This is a genomic window from Pseudomonas nunensis (assembly GCF_024296925.1).
GTDB classification, from domain to species: domain Bacteria; phylum Pseudomonadota; class Gammaproteobacteria; order Pseudomonadales; family Pseudomonadaceae; genus Aquipseudomonas; species Aquipseudomonas nunensis.
On sequence record NZ_CP101125.1, the window covers coordinates 627,344 to 647,171 of the forward strand.

Consider the following 19,828-nt stretch of genomic DNA (forward strand, 5'->3'; position numbering starts at 1 on the left):
TCTGCGGACGTTCGGCGCCTCATTGCTCAGCCTCTGAATCATCCGAATTCGAAACCTCCATCTCGGCGGTTTCAATGATTTCCTCAACACCAAAATCGGTGCCGTTCTTCCTGAAGTAGGCATGCAGCAATTGCAGGCTTTGCTCGGAAAACGGATTGCCGCGCAGGTTGATGCTTTCGCCGGTTTCCATGGGCAGTTCGAGGAGGTCGCTGGGCAGTTCTCGAATCGCGTTATTGCTCAAGTTGGCGGTATCCAGCGTTTTCAACTTCAACAACCCCGGTGGCAGGTCGGTAATGTGCGTTTCGTTGAGGATCAGCGTGGACAGGTTGGGCATCTGTCTGACATCGGGTGTCAGCATCAGTGGGTTAGTGCTCAGGTCGAGGAAGTCCAAGTGCTCCATGCCGGCCAGCCCCGCCACCGTTTCGGCTGTCAGGCTGATGCGACAGCCGGGGAGCACCAACGCCGTCAGATCCCCCATGTTGAACACCGATTGCGGGATGTTTCCCAGGCGATAGTCACGAATGGTCAGCCCCTTGAGCTGGGGGAAACACCTCAGGAAGCCATCGGTGACTGACGTTTGCCCGGCGTAGCTGTGCAGGTACAGGTGAGATACGTGACTGAAATCAGCGCTCAGTGTGGGCAATTCACCAGTAATCACCAGCGACAGATTGAGTTCATGGGAGGGCTCAGGCCCGGGGTTGAAGTCATCCTGCGCGGTTTCCCTGCGCCAGGCTTGTTCAACGACATTCTTGAACTCATCCCGGGCGTAGTGCTCCACCAGCAGTTGCCGTGGGGTGAAGGGTTCTCCGCTGTTCGGGTGCACGGCAGGAAGGTTGCCGCTCCACGCCGCCAAGGTGTCGCACAAGGTGGCGTACTCGGTTTCCAGGCGCGAGAGTGCGCTGCGTCCGGCCTCGAGTGTGCCGGGCAGGCTGAGCACAAAATCGCTCGCCTGTTTGCGTTCCATCAATGGGTAAAGCGCGATTGTCCGGTCGATATCGGCCTGGTCGGCCTGCACACCTAAATCCTCACGAGTCTGCTGAAAGTAGACTTTCATGCGGTTTCGGGTGGCGACGGACAGCGGGTTATCCCCGAAGTCGAAACTTTCGACCTTGCTCGCAGGCATTTCAAACAGTTGCTCAGGCAGCCGGGTGAATTGGTTCTCGGAGAAGATCGCGGTGTCCAGGTGCGGAAGATCGAGCAGGCCGGGGGGAAGGCTGGAAATGCCGGTGTCACCCAGGTCGATGTAATCCAGTTCGGTCATGGCCTCGACACTGAACACTAACCCCAAGGGGTTTTTGTACAGTTCCAGCGTACGCATCTGGCTCAAGGATGCCAGCACAGCCTGGGCCTCGATGCTCAGCGTGATCCCGCAATTGCTGAGAATCAATTGATTGAGATTGGGCAGTGAGGGCACGGTATCGGGCAGGGTCGCCAATGGAATGTTGCGCACTTCCAGGCGACGCAGGCCGGTGAACCTACGAAGGAATGCATGGGCGCCGAGAGTCGTTTCGTCGCCTTCCAGGGTCAGGTAGGCAATGTGGCCGAAGTCCGCTTCGAGCGTCGGAAGCTCGCCCATGATGGGCCGCGTGAACCGGAACATGTAGCCGCGATCGCCGGCATCCGCGTCACCGTTGTTGAGCGCGGTCTGACGGCGCCAGCAGCGTTGCAGTTGGTTCGCGAGCAATAAGCGGTTGCGTCGGACGGCTTCCAGCTGGCGGGTCCTGAGCAATGCCCCGGTGACTGGGTGATGCTGCGGTGTCGCTTCGAGCCAATTGCGCAGGGCTGCGGTCATTCGGTCATATTCGTCGCGCAGGCGCGAGAGTTCGATCCGCGCGCCCGAGGGGTGACGCTGCAGTTCAAGAATAAAGTTCTGAATCTCGACCTCGTCGAAGGATGGATAAAGTGCTTGGACATACTCTTGCAATGCCGGTGCGCCGGGATGAGCGTGCCGATAGTCATCGGTGCCACCGGGCAGGCGCATGACATTTGGATCGTAGTGGGGTTTGCGCAGGGGCTGCTGTGACAGAACTTCTTGCAGTTCAGCGTGGCTCAAGGCGTGCTCGGTGATGAGCTGCTGGAGTCGCGGGCCTTGTCCGATTTGCAGGTTCAACCCCTTGCGCTCGCTATCGGGCAGGGCCCGCAGCACGCCATTGTAGAAATCCTCGGCGCCAGACAGTTGCTGGCCAATCTCGTCAAACGCTTGATAGTCGCCGTCTTCAAGTTGCACCAGCACCTTGCGTTGGGGCGCGTCGGGCTGACCGATGCTGTCGATGTTTTCGCCGCCGAACGAATAGCGGTTGACCTCGATTCGCACTTCCCCCGACCAGCCCGGCAGTCGGGGCATGGAGTGCAGCGCCAGCCGATCGGCATCCGGGTTGTTCCGGGTACCCAGTTCCAGGCTTTCACGGGCGCGTACCGCACGGACCTGTTGTTGCGCCCAGCGTGCCAACTCCTTGAGCCGAGGGGCGAGCGTGCCTTCCTCCAGTTGTTGCCATTCGACGCCGCTCGCCGAGTTCAGCAGTTCCTCGGCGACAGGGCCGGGCAGGCCCGGAACCGCATCCTTCAGGCGCTGGGCCAACGGGTCCGCTTCGGGGGCCTCGGCGCGGTAACGGGCTTCGAGCAGCGCCTCGCGTTGCGACTTGGCGATTTGGGCGAGCCTGGACCTCAGGCTTTTGGCGCGCGCCTCAATCGCCAGTGCCGGTGCACCGAAGGTCTCTTCGAACAACGCTTTGATTTCGTCTTCCGTAAGGCATTTCAACGCGGCTTTCAGTACATCTTCGCTACTGGCTTGAATGTCATACCTGCGTTGACGGCCTCCAGCGGTTTGCCACAACACCTTACCTTTGTCGTCAACCAATCTAAGGCCTTTGTTTTCCGGCCATGGGAAGTTTTCAGTCAGCAGCTGCAACTGGGTCTTTGCGTCGGCAGTCGTATAAGTCTTGGGCTGATCGCTGCCGATCCGCTCGATAAAGGTCCGTATGTCCTTGTCGATCCTGTAGCGCGTGAGAGTGTCAGCCAGCAGCGGCGGCAAGGTTTCATGATCGACATGCATCCGCCGTACGCTGTTTTCGTGATGGCCACTGATCCTGAGCACGTGCTCGCGCTCGGCCTCGGACAGCGAGTCGGCGGCATGACCCAGGCGCTGAAGGAGTTTGCTGCGGTCCCACTTCAGCGGCTGTTCGAGTTCGGTGTGCCAGGCACCGTTGTGGTTGTGCTCCAGTAACGGTTTGTAGGCATCACCTCGGGTCGGATGTTCGATGCGGAACTGGCCCGGCGTTGAACCCTGCGTGACCTCATAGTGCGTGTTGTCCAGCGGCAGGATTTTCTTTCCGGCATGGGTATGAAGACCGAGCGCATCGGGGATGCTGCTGGCCGGCAAAGTGATGCTCTGTTCATAAGGTTTGAGGTCGCCTTTCCAGTAGCGGGTTTTACCGGCGACTGACTTCACGGGGAGGAGGCGGTCAATGAAGTCCACGCACTCCTTGGGCATGACGTTGCGAAATTCCCCCGCCACAATGCTGCCGCCGGCCGCGAAGGCGCCCAGTTGAACGATGGATTCAATGAACGCCAGGGTGTGCTCGAGGGCTTGTTGGGTCAGGTCTTGCGACCATTCGACGATCGACTCGAAAGCCTCGTCCAGCAGTTGATACACCATATAAGCCATCATCATTTCCCCGAGGACCGGCACAAATGGCAGGACCACGAAGGCGGCAACTTGCAGCAGGGTCGACGCGATGCGGGTGAAGGATTCCCACAGCTCCCATCGAGCCTTGCGGTCGGCGTTGGCGGTGGACACGGCCAGCGTGCGCGCATCATTCAGAATCTTGTCGAGCTTGCGCTGATAAAGGTGTTGCCACAGATCGCCGGAGATTGGAGTGGCAGAAAATTGCAGGTTTGCATGTTTGGTCGGTGATTCACGCCAAGAGGGCAGTGGATCGCCGGACGCGCGCGGATGCCAGGTGATTTGCGTCAGGCGGCTGTTCAGGTTGGCGAAGAAGTAGCCGCGATCAGCATGATCGATGAAGCGGCTGAAGAACTGCTGGTAATCATGCGAGCGCAATTTCTCACTGAGCTCGGCCATGAAGTGGCCGCTGGACGGGTATTCCTTGATCGGGTGTTGCGGGTCGTCGGGGATGTAGGCGATGACCCTCTCGGTGCCTCGGTATTGCTCCAGGTCCGGGGCGAACAGGACGATGCCAGTCAGGCGCGCAGACATCATCGTCAGGTCGTGGCAAAGCAGGGTTTTGCCATTGAGCATCATGCCTTGCACACCGCTCACTATCCCGAGCATGGCGCGATAGGCGTCTTCCTTGAGCGTGTCTTTGTGCAACAGCGCGAGTTCCAGGGCCATTCGTATTGCAGCTTTCTGGCTTTCCAGGATCGGCGGTCGTAAAACGGCGGCGGCCACCGGGTTGCTCACGCCGAGGTTGTCTTCGAGCCAGGCCTGATAGTTACCGCCTATATCCAGTTCGCGACACAGCGTGGCGAAAGCGGCAATCGTCAGAGTGTCCTTGATGTGATTCAGGGGCTCGAACTGGCCGGAGGCTGACGGCTGAGTGATGAAGGTTGAATCGGATTCGTAGGCGCCGGCGCTGGTTTCCGACACTTCGAAGTTGTGCAGGGCGGCATCGAGCAGTGACACGGTCCAGATCCGGGCGGCACCCGACTTGATCGGGAACCAGGGAATCGAGTCTGGAATATAGAGGCGCAAAAACGTGGCGTTCACGTCCAGGTCCAGGCCGAAGCGTTGTTGGAGGGCGGCGCGCAGCAAGGGCTCGCCAAAGGCGCGGGCGTCTTGCAGGTGTTCGAGACGCTCGTCCACGCTGTTCTGGGCAGTCCAATAGGCGGCGTTGAGGCGTTTCAGCACGAGGTGTTGGCCGGCGGAGGCGTTGCGAAATTCCTCTCGCAGGCGCGACGGCGTTTTGCCCAGCGCGGTCCGCCGTTTGGCAGAGGCCTTGAGCAGCCACTGCGGCAGATTATCGGCCAAATGATCGAAATGACTGTCCGGGTGGTTTAGCCATGCCGGTGTCGGCGACGGGTTGGAAAGCTCCACGGGTTTCGTCCTTGAGTGGGTCGGCGCTCAAGGAAACCCGTTTTGCCAAACGCATGTGCGGTACATAGTTACCGCACATTCGCCAACGGCTTGAAATCTAATGTCGCCCGCGCTGCCGCTAATCCCGTGCATCGGTTTAAACTGCGCCTTTGCGACGGTATATGTCGCATTGCCGTAAACCCGGCTGAAACCGGGGTTTGCGCTATAAGAAGTTGTCGCTTGGCGGCAAGGCCGGGCTGAAAACTGTCCTTACAATCCCCTCATCGCTCGCCAGTTTCAGGCGAGTGTTCCTCTTCAGGAGACTCCGATGTCCGTTGAGCACGCTGCGGTAGAACGCGCCGATTTCGACCAGGTAATGGTTCCCAACTACGCGCCTGCCGCTTTCATCCCTGTGCGTGGTGCCGGTTCCCGCGTTTGGGACCAGTCTGGCCGCGAGCTGATCGACTTCGCCGGCGGGATTGCCGTTAACGTATTGGGCCACGCGCACCCGGCGCTGGTCGGTGCCTTGACCGAGCAGGCGAACAAGCTGTGGCACGTGTCCAACGTGTTCACCAATGAGCCGGCCCTGCGCCTGGCACATAAGCTGATCGACGCCACGTTTGCCGAGCGCGTGTTCTTCTGCAACTCCGGCGCCGAAGCCAACGAGGCCGCTTTCAAGCTGGCCCGTCGCGTCGCCTTCGATCGTTTCGGTACCGAGAAGTACGAAATCATCGCCGCGCTGAACAGCTTCCACGGCCGCACCCTGTTCACCGTGAACGTCGGTGGCCAGTCGAAGTACTCCGACGGCTTCGGTCCTAAAATCACCGGCATCACCCACGTGCCTTACAACGATCTGGCGGCGCTGAAAGCGGCCATTTCCGACAAGACCTGCGCCGTGGTGCTGGAACCGATCCAGGGCGAGGGCGGCGTAATGCCGGCCGAACTGGCTTACCTGCAAGGCGCCCGCGAACTGTGCACCGAGCACAACGCGCTGCTGGTGTTCGACGAAGTGCAAACCGGCATGGGCCGCAGCGGCAAGCTGTTCGCCTACCAGCATTACGGCGTGACCCCGGACATCCTGACCAGCGCCAAGAGCCTGGGCGGCGGTTTCCCGATCGCGGCAATGCTGACCACTGAAGACCTGGCCAAACACTTGGTCGTCGGCACCCACGGCACTACCTACGGCGGTAACCCGCTGGCGTGCGCTGTGGCGGAAGCGGTCATCGACGTGATCAACACCCCGGAAGTGCTGAACGGCGTCAACGCCAAGCACGACAAGTTCAAGGCGCGCCTGGAGCAGATCGGCGAGAAGTACGGCCTGTTCACTCAGGTTCGTGGCCTGGGCCTGTTGATCGGTTGCGTGCTGAACGATGCCTGGAAAGGCAAGGCCAAGGACATCTTCAACGCCGCCGAGCGCGAAGGCCTGATGATCCTGCAAGCCGGCCCGGACGTGATTCGTTTCGCCCCGAGCCTGGTGGTTGAAGACGCTGACATCGATGCCGGCCTGGACCGTTTCGAACGCGCTGCGGCGAAACTGGCTCAAGCCTGATAGACCCATCGACGCCTGACATTTCAGGCGTCGATCCAAATTTTTATGCCGGACCGGATCAAATGTGGGAGCGGGCTTGCTCGCGAAAGCGGTGGGTCAGACACCAGCAATGTCGACTGATACACCGCTTTCGCGAGCAAGCCCGCTCCCACATTAGTCCGGGGCGTATTTTTCCTATAAGAGTTTTACGAGAAAGGAGTGACACCATGCTGGTGATGCGCCCCGCGCAAATGGCTGATCTGGGCGAGGTACAGCGTCTGGCTGCGGACAGCCCGATTGGTGTCACTTCCTTGCCGGATGACGTTGAACGCCTGAGCGACAAGATCGCCGCGAGCGAAGCCTCGTTTTCCGCTGAAGTCAGCTTCAACGGTGAAGAGAGCTATTTCTTCGTCCTCGAAGACAGTGCCACCGGCAAACTGGTGGGCTGCTCGGCGATCGTCGCGTCGGCCGGTTATTCCGAGCCGTTCTACAGTTTCCGTAATGAAACCTTCGTGCACGCCTCCCGCGAGCTGAAGATTCATAACAAGATCCACGTGCTCTCCCAGTGCCACGACCTGACCGGCAACAGCTTGCTGACCAGTTTCTACGTGAAGCCGGAGTTGGTCGGTTCGCCGTGGGCGGAGCTCAATTCCCGTGGCCGCCTGTTGTTTGTGGCCAGCCACCCGGAGCGCTTTGCCGATTCCGTGGTGACCGAGATCGTCGGCTACAGCGATGAAAATGGCGACTCGCCGTTCTGGGATGCGATCGGTCGCAACTTCTTCGACCTCAACTACGCCGCTGCCGAGCGTCTGTGCGGCCTGAAGAGCCGGACGTTCCTCGCCGAACTGATGCCGCATTACCCGATCTACGTGCCGTTGCTGCCGGACACCGCTCAAGAAGCGATGGGCCAGGTGCACCCACGGGCGCAGATCACCTTCGACATCCTGATGCGCGAAGGCTTCGAGACCGATCACTACATCGACATTTTCGACGGCGGTCCGACCTTGCACGCCCGTGTCTCGGGGATCCGTTCGATCGCCCAGAGCCGTGTGGTCCCGGTGAAAATCGGTGAGCCGGTCAAAGGCGCCGGTCGTCAGTACTTGGTGGCCAACGCCCAGTTGCAGGATTACCGCGCGGTATTGCTTGAGCTCGATTACGCGCCGGGCAAACCCGTGACCCTGGATCTAGAAGCGGCCGAAGCCTTGGGCGTCGGTGAAGGTGCCAGCGTGCGCCTGGTCGCGGTTTAAAGCCTTTCAGAGTGTTTCGCGGGTGGCGCAAGCGGCCCGTTTGAGGAGATAGCATGATCGTTCGTCCCGTACGCAGCAGCGATTTACCCGCTCTGATCGACCTGGCCCGCAGCACCGGCACCGGCCTGACTACCTTGCCGGCCAACGAAGAACGTCTGGCCCATCGGGTCGGCTGGGCCGAGAAAACCTTTCGCGGCGAAGCCGGGCGGGGCGATGCGGACTACCTGTTCGTGCTCGAAGACGACAACGGCCGGGTGGTGGGGATTTCCGCCATCGCTGGCGCGGTCGGCCTGCGTGAGCCTTGGTACAACTTCCGGGTCGGCCTGACGGTCAGCGCCTCGCAAGAGCTGAACATCTATCGCGAAATTCCGACGCTGTTCCTGGCCAACGACCTGACCGGCAACTCCGAGCTGTGCTCGCTGTTCCTTCACGCCGATTTCCGCAATGGCCTCAATGGCCGGCTGCTGGCCAAGGCGCGGATGTTGTTCATCGCCGAATTCCCGGAGCTGTTCGGCAACAAGATCATCGCCGAGATGCGCGGTGTGTCCGACGACGCCGGGCGTTCGCCGTTTTGGGAAAGCCTGGGCCGGCACTTCTTCAAGATGGAATTCAGCCAGGCGGATTACCTGACCGGCGTCGGCAACAAGGCGTTTATCGCCGAACTGATGCCGAAATTTCCGCTGTACACCTGCTTCCTGTCGCCAGACGCGCGCAACGTCATCGGCCAGGTTCACCCGGACACCGAGCCGGCCCTGTCGATGCTCAAGAGCGAAGGTTTCAGCTATCAGGGCTACGTCGACATCTTCGACGCCGGCCCGTCGGTGGAATGTGAAACCGGCAAGATCCGCGCGGTACGCGACAGCCAGGCGCTGGTGCTGGCCATCGGCACGCCGGGGGATGACGCCACGCCTTTCCTGATTCACAACCGCAAGCGCGAAGACTGCCGGGTCACTGCCGCGCCAGCTCGCTTCGCCGCCGGCACGTTGGTGGTTGATCAGTTGACCGCCAAACGCCTTCATCTCAACGCCGGCGATCAAGTGCGCGCCGTTCCGTTGTCCGCTGCTCGGGAGTCGAAATAATGAATTCGCTATACATCGCAGGTGAATGGCTGGCCGGCCAGGGTGAAGCCTTTCAATCGCTGAACCCGGTGACCCAACAAGTGCTGTGGACCGGCGAAGGCGCCACCACCGCTCAGGTTGAATCCGCCGTGCAAGCTGCGCGTCAGGCGTTCCCGGGCTGGGCCCGCCGCACCCTGGACGAGCGCATCAGCGTATTGGAAGCCTTTGCTGGCGCCCTGAAAAACCACGCTGACGAACTGGCTCGCTGCATCGGTGAAGAAACCGGTAAACCCCTGTGGGAATCGGCAACTGAAGTCACCAGCATGATCAACAAGATCGCGATCTCGGTGCAGAGCTACCGCGAACGTACCGGCGAGAAGAGCGGACCGCTGGGCGACGCCACCGCCGTGCTGCGCCACAAACCACACGGCGTGGTCGCGGTGTTCGGTCCTTACAACTTCCCGGGTCACTTGCCTAATGGCCACATTGTGCCGGCGCTGCTGGCCGGTAACAGTGTGCTGTTCAAGCCAAGCGAACTGACGCCGAAAGTCGCCGAGCTGACGGTCAAGTGCTGGATCGAAGCCGGGCTGCCAGCGGGTGTGTTGAACCTGCTGCAAGGCGCTCGCGAAACCGGTATCGCCCTGGCGGCGAACCCAGGGATCGACGGTTTGTTCTTCACCGGTTCGAGCCGCACCGGCAATCACCTGCATCAACAATTTGCCGGGCGTCCGGACAAAATCCTCGCGCTGGAAATGGGCGGTAACAACCCATTGGTGGTCGACGAAGTCGCCGATCTGGATGCCGCGGTTTACACCATCATTCAGTCGGCATTCATTTCCGCCGGTCAGCGTTGCACCTGTGCCCGCCGCTTGCTGGTGCCGCAAGGCGCTTGGGGCGACACGTTGCTGGAGCGTCTGGTGGCGGTCAGCTCGACAATTGACGTCGGTGCGTTCGACCAGACGCCGGCACCGTTCATGGGCTCGGTGATTTCCCTCGGCGCTGCGAAAGCGTTGATGGATGCCCAGGAACATCTGTTGGCCACTGGCGCAGTAGCGCTGCTGGAAATGACTCAGCCTCAGGCTCAGGCCGCGTTGCTGACCCCAGGCATTCTGGACGTTACCGCCGTTGCCGAGCGTCCTGACGAAGAGCTGTTCGGCCCGTTGCTGCAGGTGATCCGCTACGCTGATTTTGAAGCGGCGATTGCTGAGGCCAACGACACCGATTACGGCTTGGCGGCCGGTTTGCTCTCGGATTCCGAAGCGCGTTACCAGCAGTTCTGGCTGGAAAGCCGCGCCGGTATCGTCAACTGGAACAAACAGCTGACAGGTGCTGCGAGCAGCGCACCATTCGGCGGCGTCGGCGCCTCGGGCAACCACCGCGCCAGCGCCTACTACGCCGCAGATTACTGCGCGTACCCGGTGGCTTCGCTGGAAACCCCGAGCCTGGTGTTGCCTGCGACCCTGACGCCTGGCGTACGGATGGCGTAACGGCCATTCGCGAGCAGGCTCGCTCCCACAGGGTTGCGCAAATCCTGTAGGAGCGAGGCTTGCCCGCGAAAGCCGCGCCTCGGTCATATTGAATTGTTACCTGATGCCTATAACAACAGATTCTCGTGGAGCCTCGCTGATGAAATCCTATGAAGTCAATTTTGACGGTCTAGTGGGGCCGACCCATAACTACGGCGGCCTGTCCTACGGCAACGTCGCGTCCCAGAGCAACAGCCAGCAGTCTTCGAACCCGAAGGAAGCGGCGTTGCAGGGCCTGGCAAAAATGAAGGCCCTGATGGAAATGGGCTTTCAACAAGGCGTGCTCGCGCCGCAAGAACGCCCGGATGTCGCCGCATTGCGCCGTTTGGGTTTCAGCGGCACCGACGCACAGGTCATCGAGCAGGCGGCTAAAGATGCGATGCCGCTGCTGGTCGCCAGTTGCTCGGCATCGAGCATGTGGGTGGCCAACGCCGCCACTGTCAGCCCGAGCGCCGACACCGCCGATGGCCGCGTGCATTTCACCGCCGCCAACCTGAACTGCAAATATCACCGCAGCATCGAGCATCCGACCACCAGCCGCGTGCTCGGCGCCATGTTCGCGGACCAGAAGCACTTCGCGCACCACGCCGCATTGCCGGCCGTGGCGCAGTTCGGTGACGAAGGCGCGGCCAACCACACCCGTTTCTGCCGTGAATATGGCGAGGCCGGTGTCGAGTTTTTCGTGTTCGGTCGCAGCGCGTTCGATAACCGCTACCCCGCACCGCAGAAATACCCGGCACGCCAGACCCTCGAAGCCTCCCAGGCTGTTGCGCGTTTGCACGGCTTGAGCGACGACGGCGTGGTTTATGCCCAGCAGAACCCTTCGGTGATCGATCAGGGCGTGTTCCACAACGACGTGATCGCTGTGGGCAACGGCGAAGTTTTGTTCTATCACGAGGATGCGTTCCTCGACACCGAACAGATGCTGGCCGAACTGTCCGGAAAACTCGCCAAAGTCGGTGGGAAATTTCAGTCTGTCTGTGTACCACGTTCGGCGGTCAGCGTAGAGGACGCGGTTCGTTCCTACCTGTTCAATAGCCAACTGCTGTCGCGTCCTGACGGCGCCATGCTGTTGATCGTGCCGGAAGAATGCCGTGGCAACGAACGTGTCTGGCAATACCTGCAAGGGTTGACCAGCTCTGGCGGGCTGATCCGCGAAGTGAAAGTCTTCGATCTGAAGCAGAGCATGCAGAACGGCGGTGGCCCGGCTTGCCTGAGACTTCGCGTGGCGCTCAACGAAACCGAACTGGCGGCGGTCAATCCAGGGGTTATCATGACGGCACCGTTGTACGGCACGCTGACCGAATGGGTCGACAAGCACTACCGCGACCGCATGACCGAAAACGATCTCGCGGACCCGCAATTGCTGCTTGAATGCCGGACGGCACTGGATGAACTGACGCAAATCCTTAAACTGGGCGCGGTTTATCCATTCCAGATCAATTAAAGGCTGGTGCTTCGAGCGCCGCTTTTATCTCCAAACGAGAGCGTAATAGACATGAGCGATACCCTGCAGCTGATCCTTGAAGACACCGACGGCACGCAACTGGAAACCTCCTGCACCCGCGTCGCGGTCCTGTGGCAAGGCAAAGAGCTGTGGATCCAGCAAGACGGCCGTGGGCAATTGCTGATCGGCGTGGACGTCGAAGAAGGCGATGCTGAATACGCAAACCTGCTGCTGCGCCCATTGGCGACTAATCTGGTAAGTCTGCAACTGGAAATGGAACCGGCCGAAGTCGGTGACGAAGACCACGTGCACGGCCCGGATTGCGCACACGACCACTAAGGAAACCGCTCTATGCTCGCCCTCGGCAAACTGCTTGAACTGACCCTCGCCGGCCGCGAACCGGCGGAGAAGACTCAACTGACTGTCGAAGGCGTGCGGATGCGCTGGTTGAGCGAAGGTGCGCTGGAAGTCCGGCCACCTGAAGCTCGCGACAATGGCCTGGACTTGCTGCTGTCAGCGGGTATCCATGGCAACGAAACAGCGCCGATCGAGTTGCTTGATCGCCTGTTGCATGACATCGCTCGCGGCGACCTCAAGCCGCGCGCACGTATTCTGTTCCTGTTCGGTAACCCCGAGGCGATCCGTCGCGGCGAGCGTTTCATCGAGCAGGACGTCAATCGGCTGTTCAACGGCCGTCACGAGCAAAGCAGTGGTTCCGAAGCCCTGCGTGCCTGTGAACTGGAACGACTGGCGGCGAGTTTCTTCAGCCTGCCGGATCGCGACCGCTTGCACTACGACCTGCATACCGCGATTCGTGGCTCGAAAATCGAGCAGTTCGCGCTGTACCCGTGGAAAGAAGACCGTCAGCATTCACGCCGGGAACTGGCTCGCCTGCGCGCCGCCGGCATGGAAGCGGTGCTGTTGCAAAACAAGCCGTCCATCGTGTTCAGCTCCTACACCTACGACAAGCTCGGTGCCGAGTCCTTCACCCTGGAACTGGGCAAGGCCCGGCCATTCGGACAGAACTCCGGGGTCAACGTCAATCTGCTGGAAACCCGTCTCAAACAGATCATCGAAGGCAACGAGCCGCCGTTGGCCGAAGCGTCGCTGGACGGTTTGCAGCTGTTCAGCGTGGCACGAGAAATCATCAAGCACAGCGACAGCTTCCGCTTGAACCTGCCAGCGGACATCGAGAATTTTTCGGAATTGGAAGTGGGTTACGTACTGGCCGAAGACATCGCCCAGACCCGCTGGATCATCGAAGAGAAGGGCGCCCGGATCATCTTCCCGAACCCCAAGGTGAAGAACGGCCTGCGCGCCGGCATCCTGATCGTGCCGACCACCGACGAAAACCTCGCCTGAGCACAACGCAAAACCAATGTGGGAGCGGGCTTGCTCGCGAAAGCGGGGTGTCATTCAGCAATAATGTTGACTGACATACCGCTTTCGCGAGCAAGCCCGCTCCCACATTTGATTTGGGGGAATTCAAAGATCCCACCCAAACCACAGGATTTTCGTTTTAGACCGCTACCGCGCGTGGCTCATTGCGACGCAGTGCTCGCGTCTTGTGCAGCGTATCCGCGCAGGTCTTCGCCGCTTCCTGGCCCTTGTGCACGAAATGCTCGAAGAAGAACTTCTGATGTTCTTCGCCGGCATGGAAGTGGTGCGGGGTGAGGACCACAGAGAACACCGGCACTTCGGTTTCCAGCTGAACCTGCATCAGGCCGCTGATCACCGATTGGGCGACGAATTCGTGACGGTAGATCCCGCCGTCCACCACCAGACCTGCGGCAACGATGCCGGCGTAACGACCGGACTTGGCCAGCAGCTTGGCGTGCAACGGGATTTCAAAGGCGCCGCCGACTTCGAAGAAATCGATATCCGATTCCTGATAGCCCTGGGCAATCATTTCGGCGAGGAAGCCTTTACGGCTCTGGTCGACGATTTCCTTGTGCCAGCAGGCCTGGATGAACGCGACGCGCTCGCCCTGATGGTTTTTGCTTTTGCTGTCGATTGCGGTGGGTTGCATGTTCTGGTTCCTGTTTGTGTGAAAAACAGGGCTTATGAATCGAATGGGATTTAAGGGTGCGCGCGCTCGCAAAAATGCGTGCAAACGGCCCTTTGGCGCCAATCCCGTTCTCTCTTCATCCGGACTATGACCGTCGGCCCCGGGATCACACCGGGTCTGCTGACCTTGCCGCCAGTCACCGCCGAAGCCGTGCTGTCACCAAGCGCTCGCGGGCTATGCGCATTGCGCGCAATTACCGCCGGTGGGGAGTTGCACCCCGCCCTGAGAACGTTTTGCCGCCAGATTGTTTGGCGGCGAAGCGTTTTTACCACATATTTCTCGCCTGCGCATTGCTGCTTTCTGATGATTGATATCGGGTTTTTCGAAGCCGCAATGCGCCTTTTCCTCGCCCAAGGGTTGATTATTCGCCGGCATGCCCGCAGTAATTCCACTTGGAAAATGATTTCCCCCTGATTACCGAGGCCAGATTTATGAGCGTTATCGATCTTCGCAGCGACACCGTCACCCAACCGACCGCAGGGATGCTCGACGCAATGGCCAACGCGGCCACGGGTGACGACGTTTACGGTGAAGATCCGACGGTCAATCGTCTGGAAGCTGAACTGGCAAAACGACTGGGTTTTGCCGCCGCGCTGTTCGTGCCAACGGGCACCATGAGCAACCTGTTGGGTTTGATGGCGCATTGCGAGCGTGGTGACGAATACATCGTCGGTCAGCAGGCTCACACCTATAAGTACGAAGGTGGCGGTGCGGCCGTACTCGGCTCGATCCAGCCGCAGCCGCTGGAAGTACAGGCCGATGGCTCGCTGGACCTGGCTCACGTGGCCGCCGCGATCAAGCCCGACGACTTCCATTTCGCACGCACTCGCTTGCTTGCGCTGGAAAACACCATGCAGGGCAAGGTCCTGCCATTGGAGTACCTGGCCAAGGCGCGCAGTTTCACCCGCGAACATGGCTTGGCCCTGCACCTGGATGGCGCGCGTCTCTACAACGCCGCGGTCAAACTGGGTGTCGATGCCCGGGAAATCACTCAGTACTTTGATTCTGTTTCGGTTTGCCTGTCCAAAGGCCTGGGTGCGCCGATTGGTTCGGTGCTCTGCGGCACGACCGAGTTGATCGCCAAGGCGCGTCGCCTGCGTAAAATGGTCGGCGGCGGCATGCGTCAGGCCGGGATTCTGGCGGCGGCAGGGTTGTATGCTCTGGACAACAACGTTCAGCGCCTGGCCGACGACCACGCCAATGCACAATTTTTGGCCGAAGGCTTGCGTCAGGCCGGTTACGACGTCGAACCGGTGCAGACCAACATGGTTTACGTGCAAATGGGCGACCGCGCCGAGGCGATCAAGGCATTCGCGGGCGAGCGCGGCATCAAGCTGAGCGCCGCCGGCCGTCTGCGGATGGTCACGCACATGGACGTCAGCCGTGCACAAATCGAGCAGGTCATCGCGACATTCGTCGAGTTTTCGCGCAACTGACAGCGTTAGCCGTCCAATTGACCGTTTCTATCGTATAAACACGCTGTACCCCGCGCGCAGGGCCGATATAATGCGGCCCTTTGCCGTCGCTTCGTCTGTTGACGTTTCGCACAGGCCTTTGGCCGCAGCCTCCGTGGAAGAACCTAATGAAAAGCGCAGAAATCCGTGAAGCCTTCCTTCGCTTCTTCGAAGAGCAAGGCCACACCCGTGTAGCCTCCAGCTCTTTGATTCCGGGCAACGACCCAACCCTGCTGTTCACTAACGCGGGGATGAACCAGTTCAAGGACTGCTTCCTGGGCCAGGAAAAACGTGCGTACACCCGTGCGACCAGCAGCCAGAAATGCGTGCGCGCCGGTGGCAAGAACAGTGACCTGGAAAACGTCGGTTATACCGCTCGTCACCACACGTTTTTTGAAATGCTGGGTAACTTCAGCTTCGGTGATTATTTCAAGCACGACGCGATCACCTACGCCTGGACCTTCCTGACCGGTGTTCTGAAACTGCCCAAGGAAAAACTCTGGGTAACTGTCTATGCCACGGACGACGAGGCTTATGACATCTGGACCCAGCAGATCGGTGTACCGGCCGAGCGCATGATTCGTATCGGCGACAACAAGGGCGCGCCGTACGCATCCGACAACTTCTGGACCATGGGCGATACCGGCCCGTGCGGTCCTTGCACCGAGATTTTCTACGATCACGGCGAGCACATCTGGGGTGGCCCACCGGGTTCGCCGGAAGAGGACGGCGACCGTTACATCGAGATCTGGAACAACGTGTTCATGCAGTTCAACCGCACCGCCGACGGCGTGTTGCATCCGCTGCCAGCGCCATCGGTAGACACCGGCATGGGCCTGGAGCGGATCAGTGCGGTGATGCAGCACGTTCATTCCAACTATGAAATCGACCTGTTCAAGAACCTGCTGAGCGCTTCGGCCCAGGCGATTGGTTGCAGCAATGACGACCAGTCTTCGCTCAAGGTGGTTTCCGACCACATCCGTTCGTGCGGTTTCCTGATCGCCGACGGCGTGCTGCCGTCCAACGAAGGTCGCGGCTATGTACTGCGCCGGATCATTCGTCGCGCGTGCCGTCACGGCAACAAGCTCGGCGCCACTGGCAGCTTCTTCTACAAGATCGTTGCCGCGCTGGTTGCCGAGATGGGCGAAGCCTTCCCGGAACTCAAGCAGCAACAAGCCAACATCGAGCGCGTTCTCAAGGCTGAAGAAGAGCAGTTCTCCAAGACCCTGGAGCACGGCCTGAAGATTCTCGAGCAGGATCTGCTGGAGCTCAAAGGCACCGTGGTGCCGGGCGACGTGGTGTTCAAGCTGTATGACACCTACGGTTTCCCGATGGACCTGACTGCCGACATCGCCCGCGAACGCAACCTGACGGTCGACGAAGTCGGCTTCGAGCGTGAGATGGAAGCCCAGCGCGTACGTGCACGTTCGGCCAGCTCGTTCGGCCTGGACTACAACACGTTGGTCAAAGTTGACGTGGCGACTGAGTTCACCGGTTATAAAGCCACCAGCGGTTCGGCGAAGATTGTGGCTATCTATAAAGATGGCCAGTCGGTCGACGTATTAAGTGAAGGCGAAGAGGGCGTGATCGTCCTCAATCAGACGCCTTTTTACGCTGAGTCCGGCGGCCAGATCGGCGATTGCGGTTATCTGCAACTCGGCAGCAGCCGTTTCGACGTGCGTGATACCACCAAGACTGGCGGTGCTTTCCTGCACCACGGTGTGGCGGTGTTGGGCAGCCTGACTATCGGCGCGCCGGTAGAGACCCACGTTGATGCCGAGGTCCGTCACGCCACTTCGCTGAACCACTCGGCAACGCACTTGCTGCACGCAGCATTGCGTCAGGTGCTGGGCGAACACGTTCAGCAGAAAGGTTCGTTGGTCGACAGTCAGCGTCTGCGCTTTGACTTCAGCCACTTCGAAGCGATCAAGCCTGAGCAGTTGAAGGCCCTGGAAGACATCGTCAACGCTGAGATCCGCAAGAACTCCGCGGTTGAAACCGAAGAAACCGACATCGAAACCGCCAAGCAAAAAGGCGCCATGGCGCTGTTTGGCGAGAAGTACGGTGACAACGTACGCGTGCTGAGCATGGGCGGCGATTTCTCCGTCGAGCTGTGCGGTGGCATCCACGCCAACCGTACCGGCGACATCGGCCTGCTGAAAATCATCAGCGAAGGCGGTGTGGCTTCCGGCGTGCGTCGTATCGAAGCGGTCACCGGCGCCGCGGCGCTGGCATACTTGAACGCTGCGGAAGAACAACTCAAGGAAGCGGCTAACCTGGTCAAGGGCAGCCGCGACAACCTGATCGACAAGCTGTCGGCTGTGCTGGAGCGCAACCGTCTGCTGGAGAAGCAACTCGAGCAGTTGCAGGCCAAGGCAGCCAGCGCGGCGGGCGACGATCTGTCGGCCTCTGCTCTGGACGTCAAAGGCGTGAAAGTGCTGGCCGTGCGTCTGGACGGTCAGGACGGCAAGGCGCTGCTGGCGCTGGTCGATCAATTGAAGAACAAACTCGGCCGCGCAGTGATCCTGCTCGGCAGTGTCCATGAGGAAAAGGTCGTTCTGGTTGCAGGCGTAACCAAGGACCTGACTGGCCAACTCAAAGCCGGTGATTTGATGAAGCAAGCCGCTGCGGCAGTGGGCGGGAAGGGCGGTGGTCGTCCGGACATGGCGCAGGGCGGTGGTGTAGACGCCGGCGCGCTGGACGCGGCATTGGCCCTGACCGTTCCATTTGTAGAGCAGGGTTTATAAGGCGGTTTGCCGAACCCGTGGTCTAGTGACGGGTTCGGCAACTGTTTGAGTGATTATTGGGCGCCCTTCATGGGCAGAGGCGGCTTTGAAATGGCTTTGATCGTACAGAAATTTGGAGGCACCTCGGTCGGCACTGTCGAGAGAATCGAGCAGGTCGCCGACAAGGTTAAGAAATTCCGCGATGCCGGCGATGACCTGGTGGTTGTGCTGTCTGCAATGAGCGGTGAGACCAACCGTCTGATCGATCTGGCCAAGCAAATCAGTGGCGACGGTCAACCGGTTCCGCGTGAGCTGGACGTGATTGTTTCCACCGGTGAGCAGGTGACGATTGCCCTGTTGGCCATGGCGCTGATCAAGCGCGGCGTGCCAGCGGTGTCCTACACCGGTAACCAGGTGCGGATTCTGACGGACAGCGCGCACAATAAAGCGCGTATCTTGCAGATTGACGATCAGAAGATTCGTGGCGATCTGAAGGCAGGTCGCGTGGTAGTTGTCGCCGGTTTCCAGGGCGTCGACGAGCACGGCAATATCACCACCCTCGGTCGTGGCGGTTCCGACACCACCGGCGTGGCGCTGGCAGCAGCCTTGAAGGCTGATGAATGCCAGATCTACACCGATGTGGATGGCGTCTACACCACCGACCCACGCGTGGTGTCCGTGGCCCAGCGCCTGGACAAGATTACCTTTGAAGAGATGCTGGAAATGGCCAGCCTCGGTTCCAAGGTGTTGCAGATCCGTGCGGTGGAATTCGCCGGCAAGTACAACGTTCCGCTGCGCGTACTGCACAGCTTCAAGGAGGGTCCGGGCACCCTCATTACTATTGATGAAGAGGAAACCATGGAACAGCCGATCATTTCCGGCATCGCTTTCAACCGCGATGAAGCCAAGCTGACCATCCGTGGCGTGCCAGACACCCCGGGTGTTGCGTTCAAGATTCTTGGGCCGATCAGTGGCGCGAACATTGAAGTCGACATGATCGTGCAGAACGTTGCGCACGATAACACCACCGACTTCACCTTCACCGTACACCGCAATGACTTCCAGGCCGCACAAACCGTGCTGGAAAACACCGCTCGCGAGATCGGTGCCCGTGAAGTCGTGGGTGACATCAAGATCGCCAAGGTCTCGATCGTCGGCGTCGGCATGCGTTCTCACGCCGGTGTGGCCAGCCGTATGTTCGAATCCCTGGCCAAGGAAAGCATCAACATCCAGATGATCTCGACCTCGGAAATCAAAGTCTCCGTCGTGATCGAAGAGAAGTATCTGGAACTGGCTGTGCGCGCTCTGCACACGGCTTTCGAACTGGACGCGCCCGCCCGCCAGGGCGAGTGACGTTTACCGAAGGGCGCGGTCTGACCGCGCCCTTCGTCTTTTTTGAATAGCGCGACCCAGGAACTGTTCTTTTGCTCGCGCTGGTCAATACTCAGGCATGTAGGGCTGCGATCGTAACGGTTGTAGGTCGAGTGCCTTTTTTTTGCAGACTGTTGTCCCTGAACTGTAATGCGTGAGGAGAAAGGTATGCTGATTCTGACTCGTCGGTGCGCAGAAAGCCTGATTATTGGTGATGGCGAAATCACCGTGACCGTGCTCGGCGTCAAAGGAAATCAAGTGCGTATTGGCGTTAACGCGCCTAAAGAGGTTGCTGTTCACCGTGAGGAAATCTACTTGCGGATCAAGAAAGAGAAGGACGACGAACCAAGCCATTAATTTTTATCGTTTTT

General features: G+C 59.8%; 13 protein-coding genes and 1 riboswitch. Of the genes, 11 read left to right on the forward strand and 2 right to left on the reverse strand.

Annotation, left to right across the window (positions count from 1 at the left end; all coding sequences use genetic code 11):
* Positions 1-19: 19 nt before the first annotated feature.
* Entirely contained in the window at positions 20-5,053 is a 5,034-nt protein-coding gene (locus NK667_RS02880) for a dermonecrotic toxin domain-containing protein (protein WP_054613804.1), read from the reverse strand.
* A 307-nt stretch (positions 5,054-5,360) separates the two neighbouring features.
* Here NK667_RS02880 and NK667_RS02885 point away from each other — a divergent pair, with 307 nt between their 5' ends.
* The 7 genes from NK667_RS02885 to astE all read left to right on the forward strand — a co-directional run bounded on the left by NK667_RS02885 (position 5,361) and on the right by astE (position 13,200).
* A complete protein-coding gene (locus tag NK667_RS02885; protein ID WP_054044759.1) occupies positions 5,361-6,581 on the forward strand; it encodes an aspartate aminotransferase family protein in 1,221 nt (406 codons plus the stop codon).
* Positions 6,582-6,787: 206 nt separating this feature from the next.
* The gene (aruF, locus tag NK667_RS02890; protein ID WP_054044757.1) at positions 6,788-7,807 is read left to right on the forward strand and encodes an arginine/ornithine succinyltransferase subunit alpha; all 1,020 of its coding nucleotides are present in this window, start codon (positions 6,788-6,790) and stop codon (positions 7,805-7,807) included.
* Positions 7,808-7,860: 53 nt separating this feature from the next.
* On the forward strand, positions 7,861-8,886 hold the full coding sequence (gene astA / locus NK667_RS02895; protein ID WP_054044755.1) for an arginine N-succinyltransferase: 1,026 nt from the start codon (positions 7,861-7,863) through the stop codon (positions 8,884-8,886).
* Entirely contained in the window at positions 8,883-10,352 is a 1,470-nt protein-coding gene (astD, locus tag NK667_RS02900; protein WP_177331418.1) for a succinylglutamate-semialdehyde dehydrogenase, read from the forward strand. Before astA ends, astD begins: the two co-directional genes overlap by 4 nt.
* 139 nt (positions 10,353-10,491) lie before the next feature.
* Positions 10,492-11,838 carry an N-succinylarginine dihydrolase gene (gene astB, locus NK667_RS02905; RefSeq protein ID WP_054613806.1) on the forward strand — a complete coding sequence of 449 codons (1,347 nt, stop codon included), beginning with the start codon at positions 10,492-10,494 and terminating at the stop codon, positions 11,836-11,838.
* Positions 11,839-11,889: 51 nt separating this feature from the next.
* Positions 11,890-12,177 (forward strand): hypothetical protein, encoded by a 288-nt coding sequence (locus NK667_RS02910; RefSeq protein WP_010457234.1) that lies wholly within the window; start codon positions 11,890-11,892, stop codon positions 12,175-12,177.
* 12 nt (positions 12,178-12,189) lie between these two features.
* Positions 12,190-13,200, forward strand: a complete 1,011-nt coding sequence (gene astE / locus NK667_RS02915) for a succinylglutamate desuccinylase (RefSeq protein ID WP_054613807.1) — start codon at positions 12,190-12,192, stop codon at positions 13,198-13,200.
* A 157-nt stretch (positions 13,201-13,357) separates the two neighbouring features.
* On the opposite strand, the gene NK667_RS02920 is transcribed toward astE, so the two are convergent.
* The gene (locus tag NK667_RS02920) at positions 13,358-13,867 is read right to left on the reverse strand and encodes a 6,7-dimethyl-8-ribityllumazine synthase (protein ID WP_054044746.1); all 510 of its coding nucleotides are present in this window, start codon (positions 13,865-13,867) and stop codon (positions 13,358-13,360) included.
* 102 nt (positions 13,868-13,969) lie between these two features.
* Positions 13,970-14,140, reverse strand: a riboswitch (FMN riboswitch).
* Positions 14,141-14,337: 197 nt separating this feature from the next.
* On the opposite strand from NK667_RS02920, the gene ltaE reads away from it, so the two are divergent.
* The 4 genes from ltaE to csrA all read left to right on the forward strand — a co-directional run bounded on the left by ltaE (position 14,338) and on the right by csrA (position 19,814).
* On the forward strand, positions 14,338-15,342 hold the full coding sequence (ltaE, locus tag NK667_RS02925; RefSeq protein ID WP_054044744.1) for a low-specificity L-threonine aldolase: 1,005 nt from the start codon (positions 14,338-14,340) through the stop codon (positions 15,340-15,342).
* Between the two features lie 146 nt (positions 15,343-15,488).
* Positions 15,489-18,107 carry an alanine--tRNA ligase gene (gene alaS / locus NK667_RS02930; RefSeq protein ID WP_054044742.1) on the forward strand — a complete coding sequence of 873 codons (2,619 nt, stop codon included), beginning with the start codon at positions 15,489-15,491 and terminating at the stop codon, positions 18,105-18,107.
* A 90-nt stretch (positions 18,108-18,197) separates the two neighbouring features.
* Positions 18,198-19,439, forward strand: coding sequence for an aspartate kinase (locus NK667_RS02935; protein WP_054044740.1), 1,242 nt, complete (start codon positions 18,198-18,200; stop codon positions 19,437-19,439).
* Positions 19,440-19,625: 186 nt separating this feature from the next.
* Positions 19,626-19,814, forward strand: coding sequence for a carbon storage regulator CsrA (csrA, locus tag NK667_RS02940; RefSeq protein WP_003178872.1), 189 nt, complete (start codon positions 19,626-19,628; stop codon positions 19,812-19,814).
* Positions 19,815-19,828 lie beyond the last annotated feature (14 nt).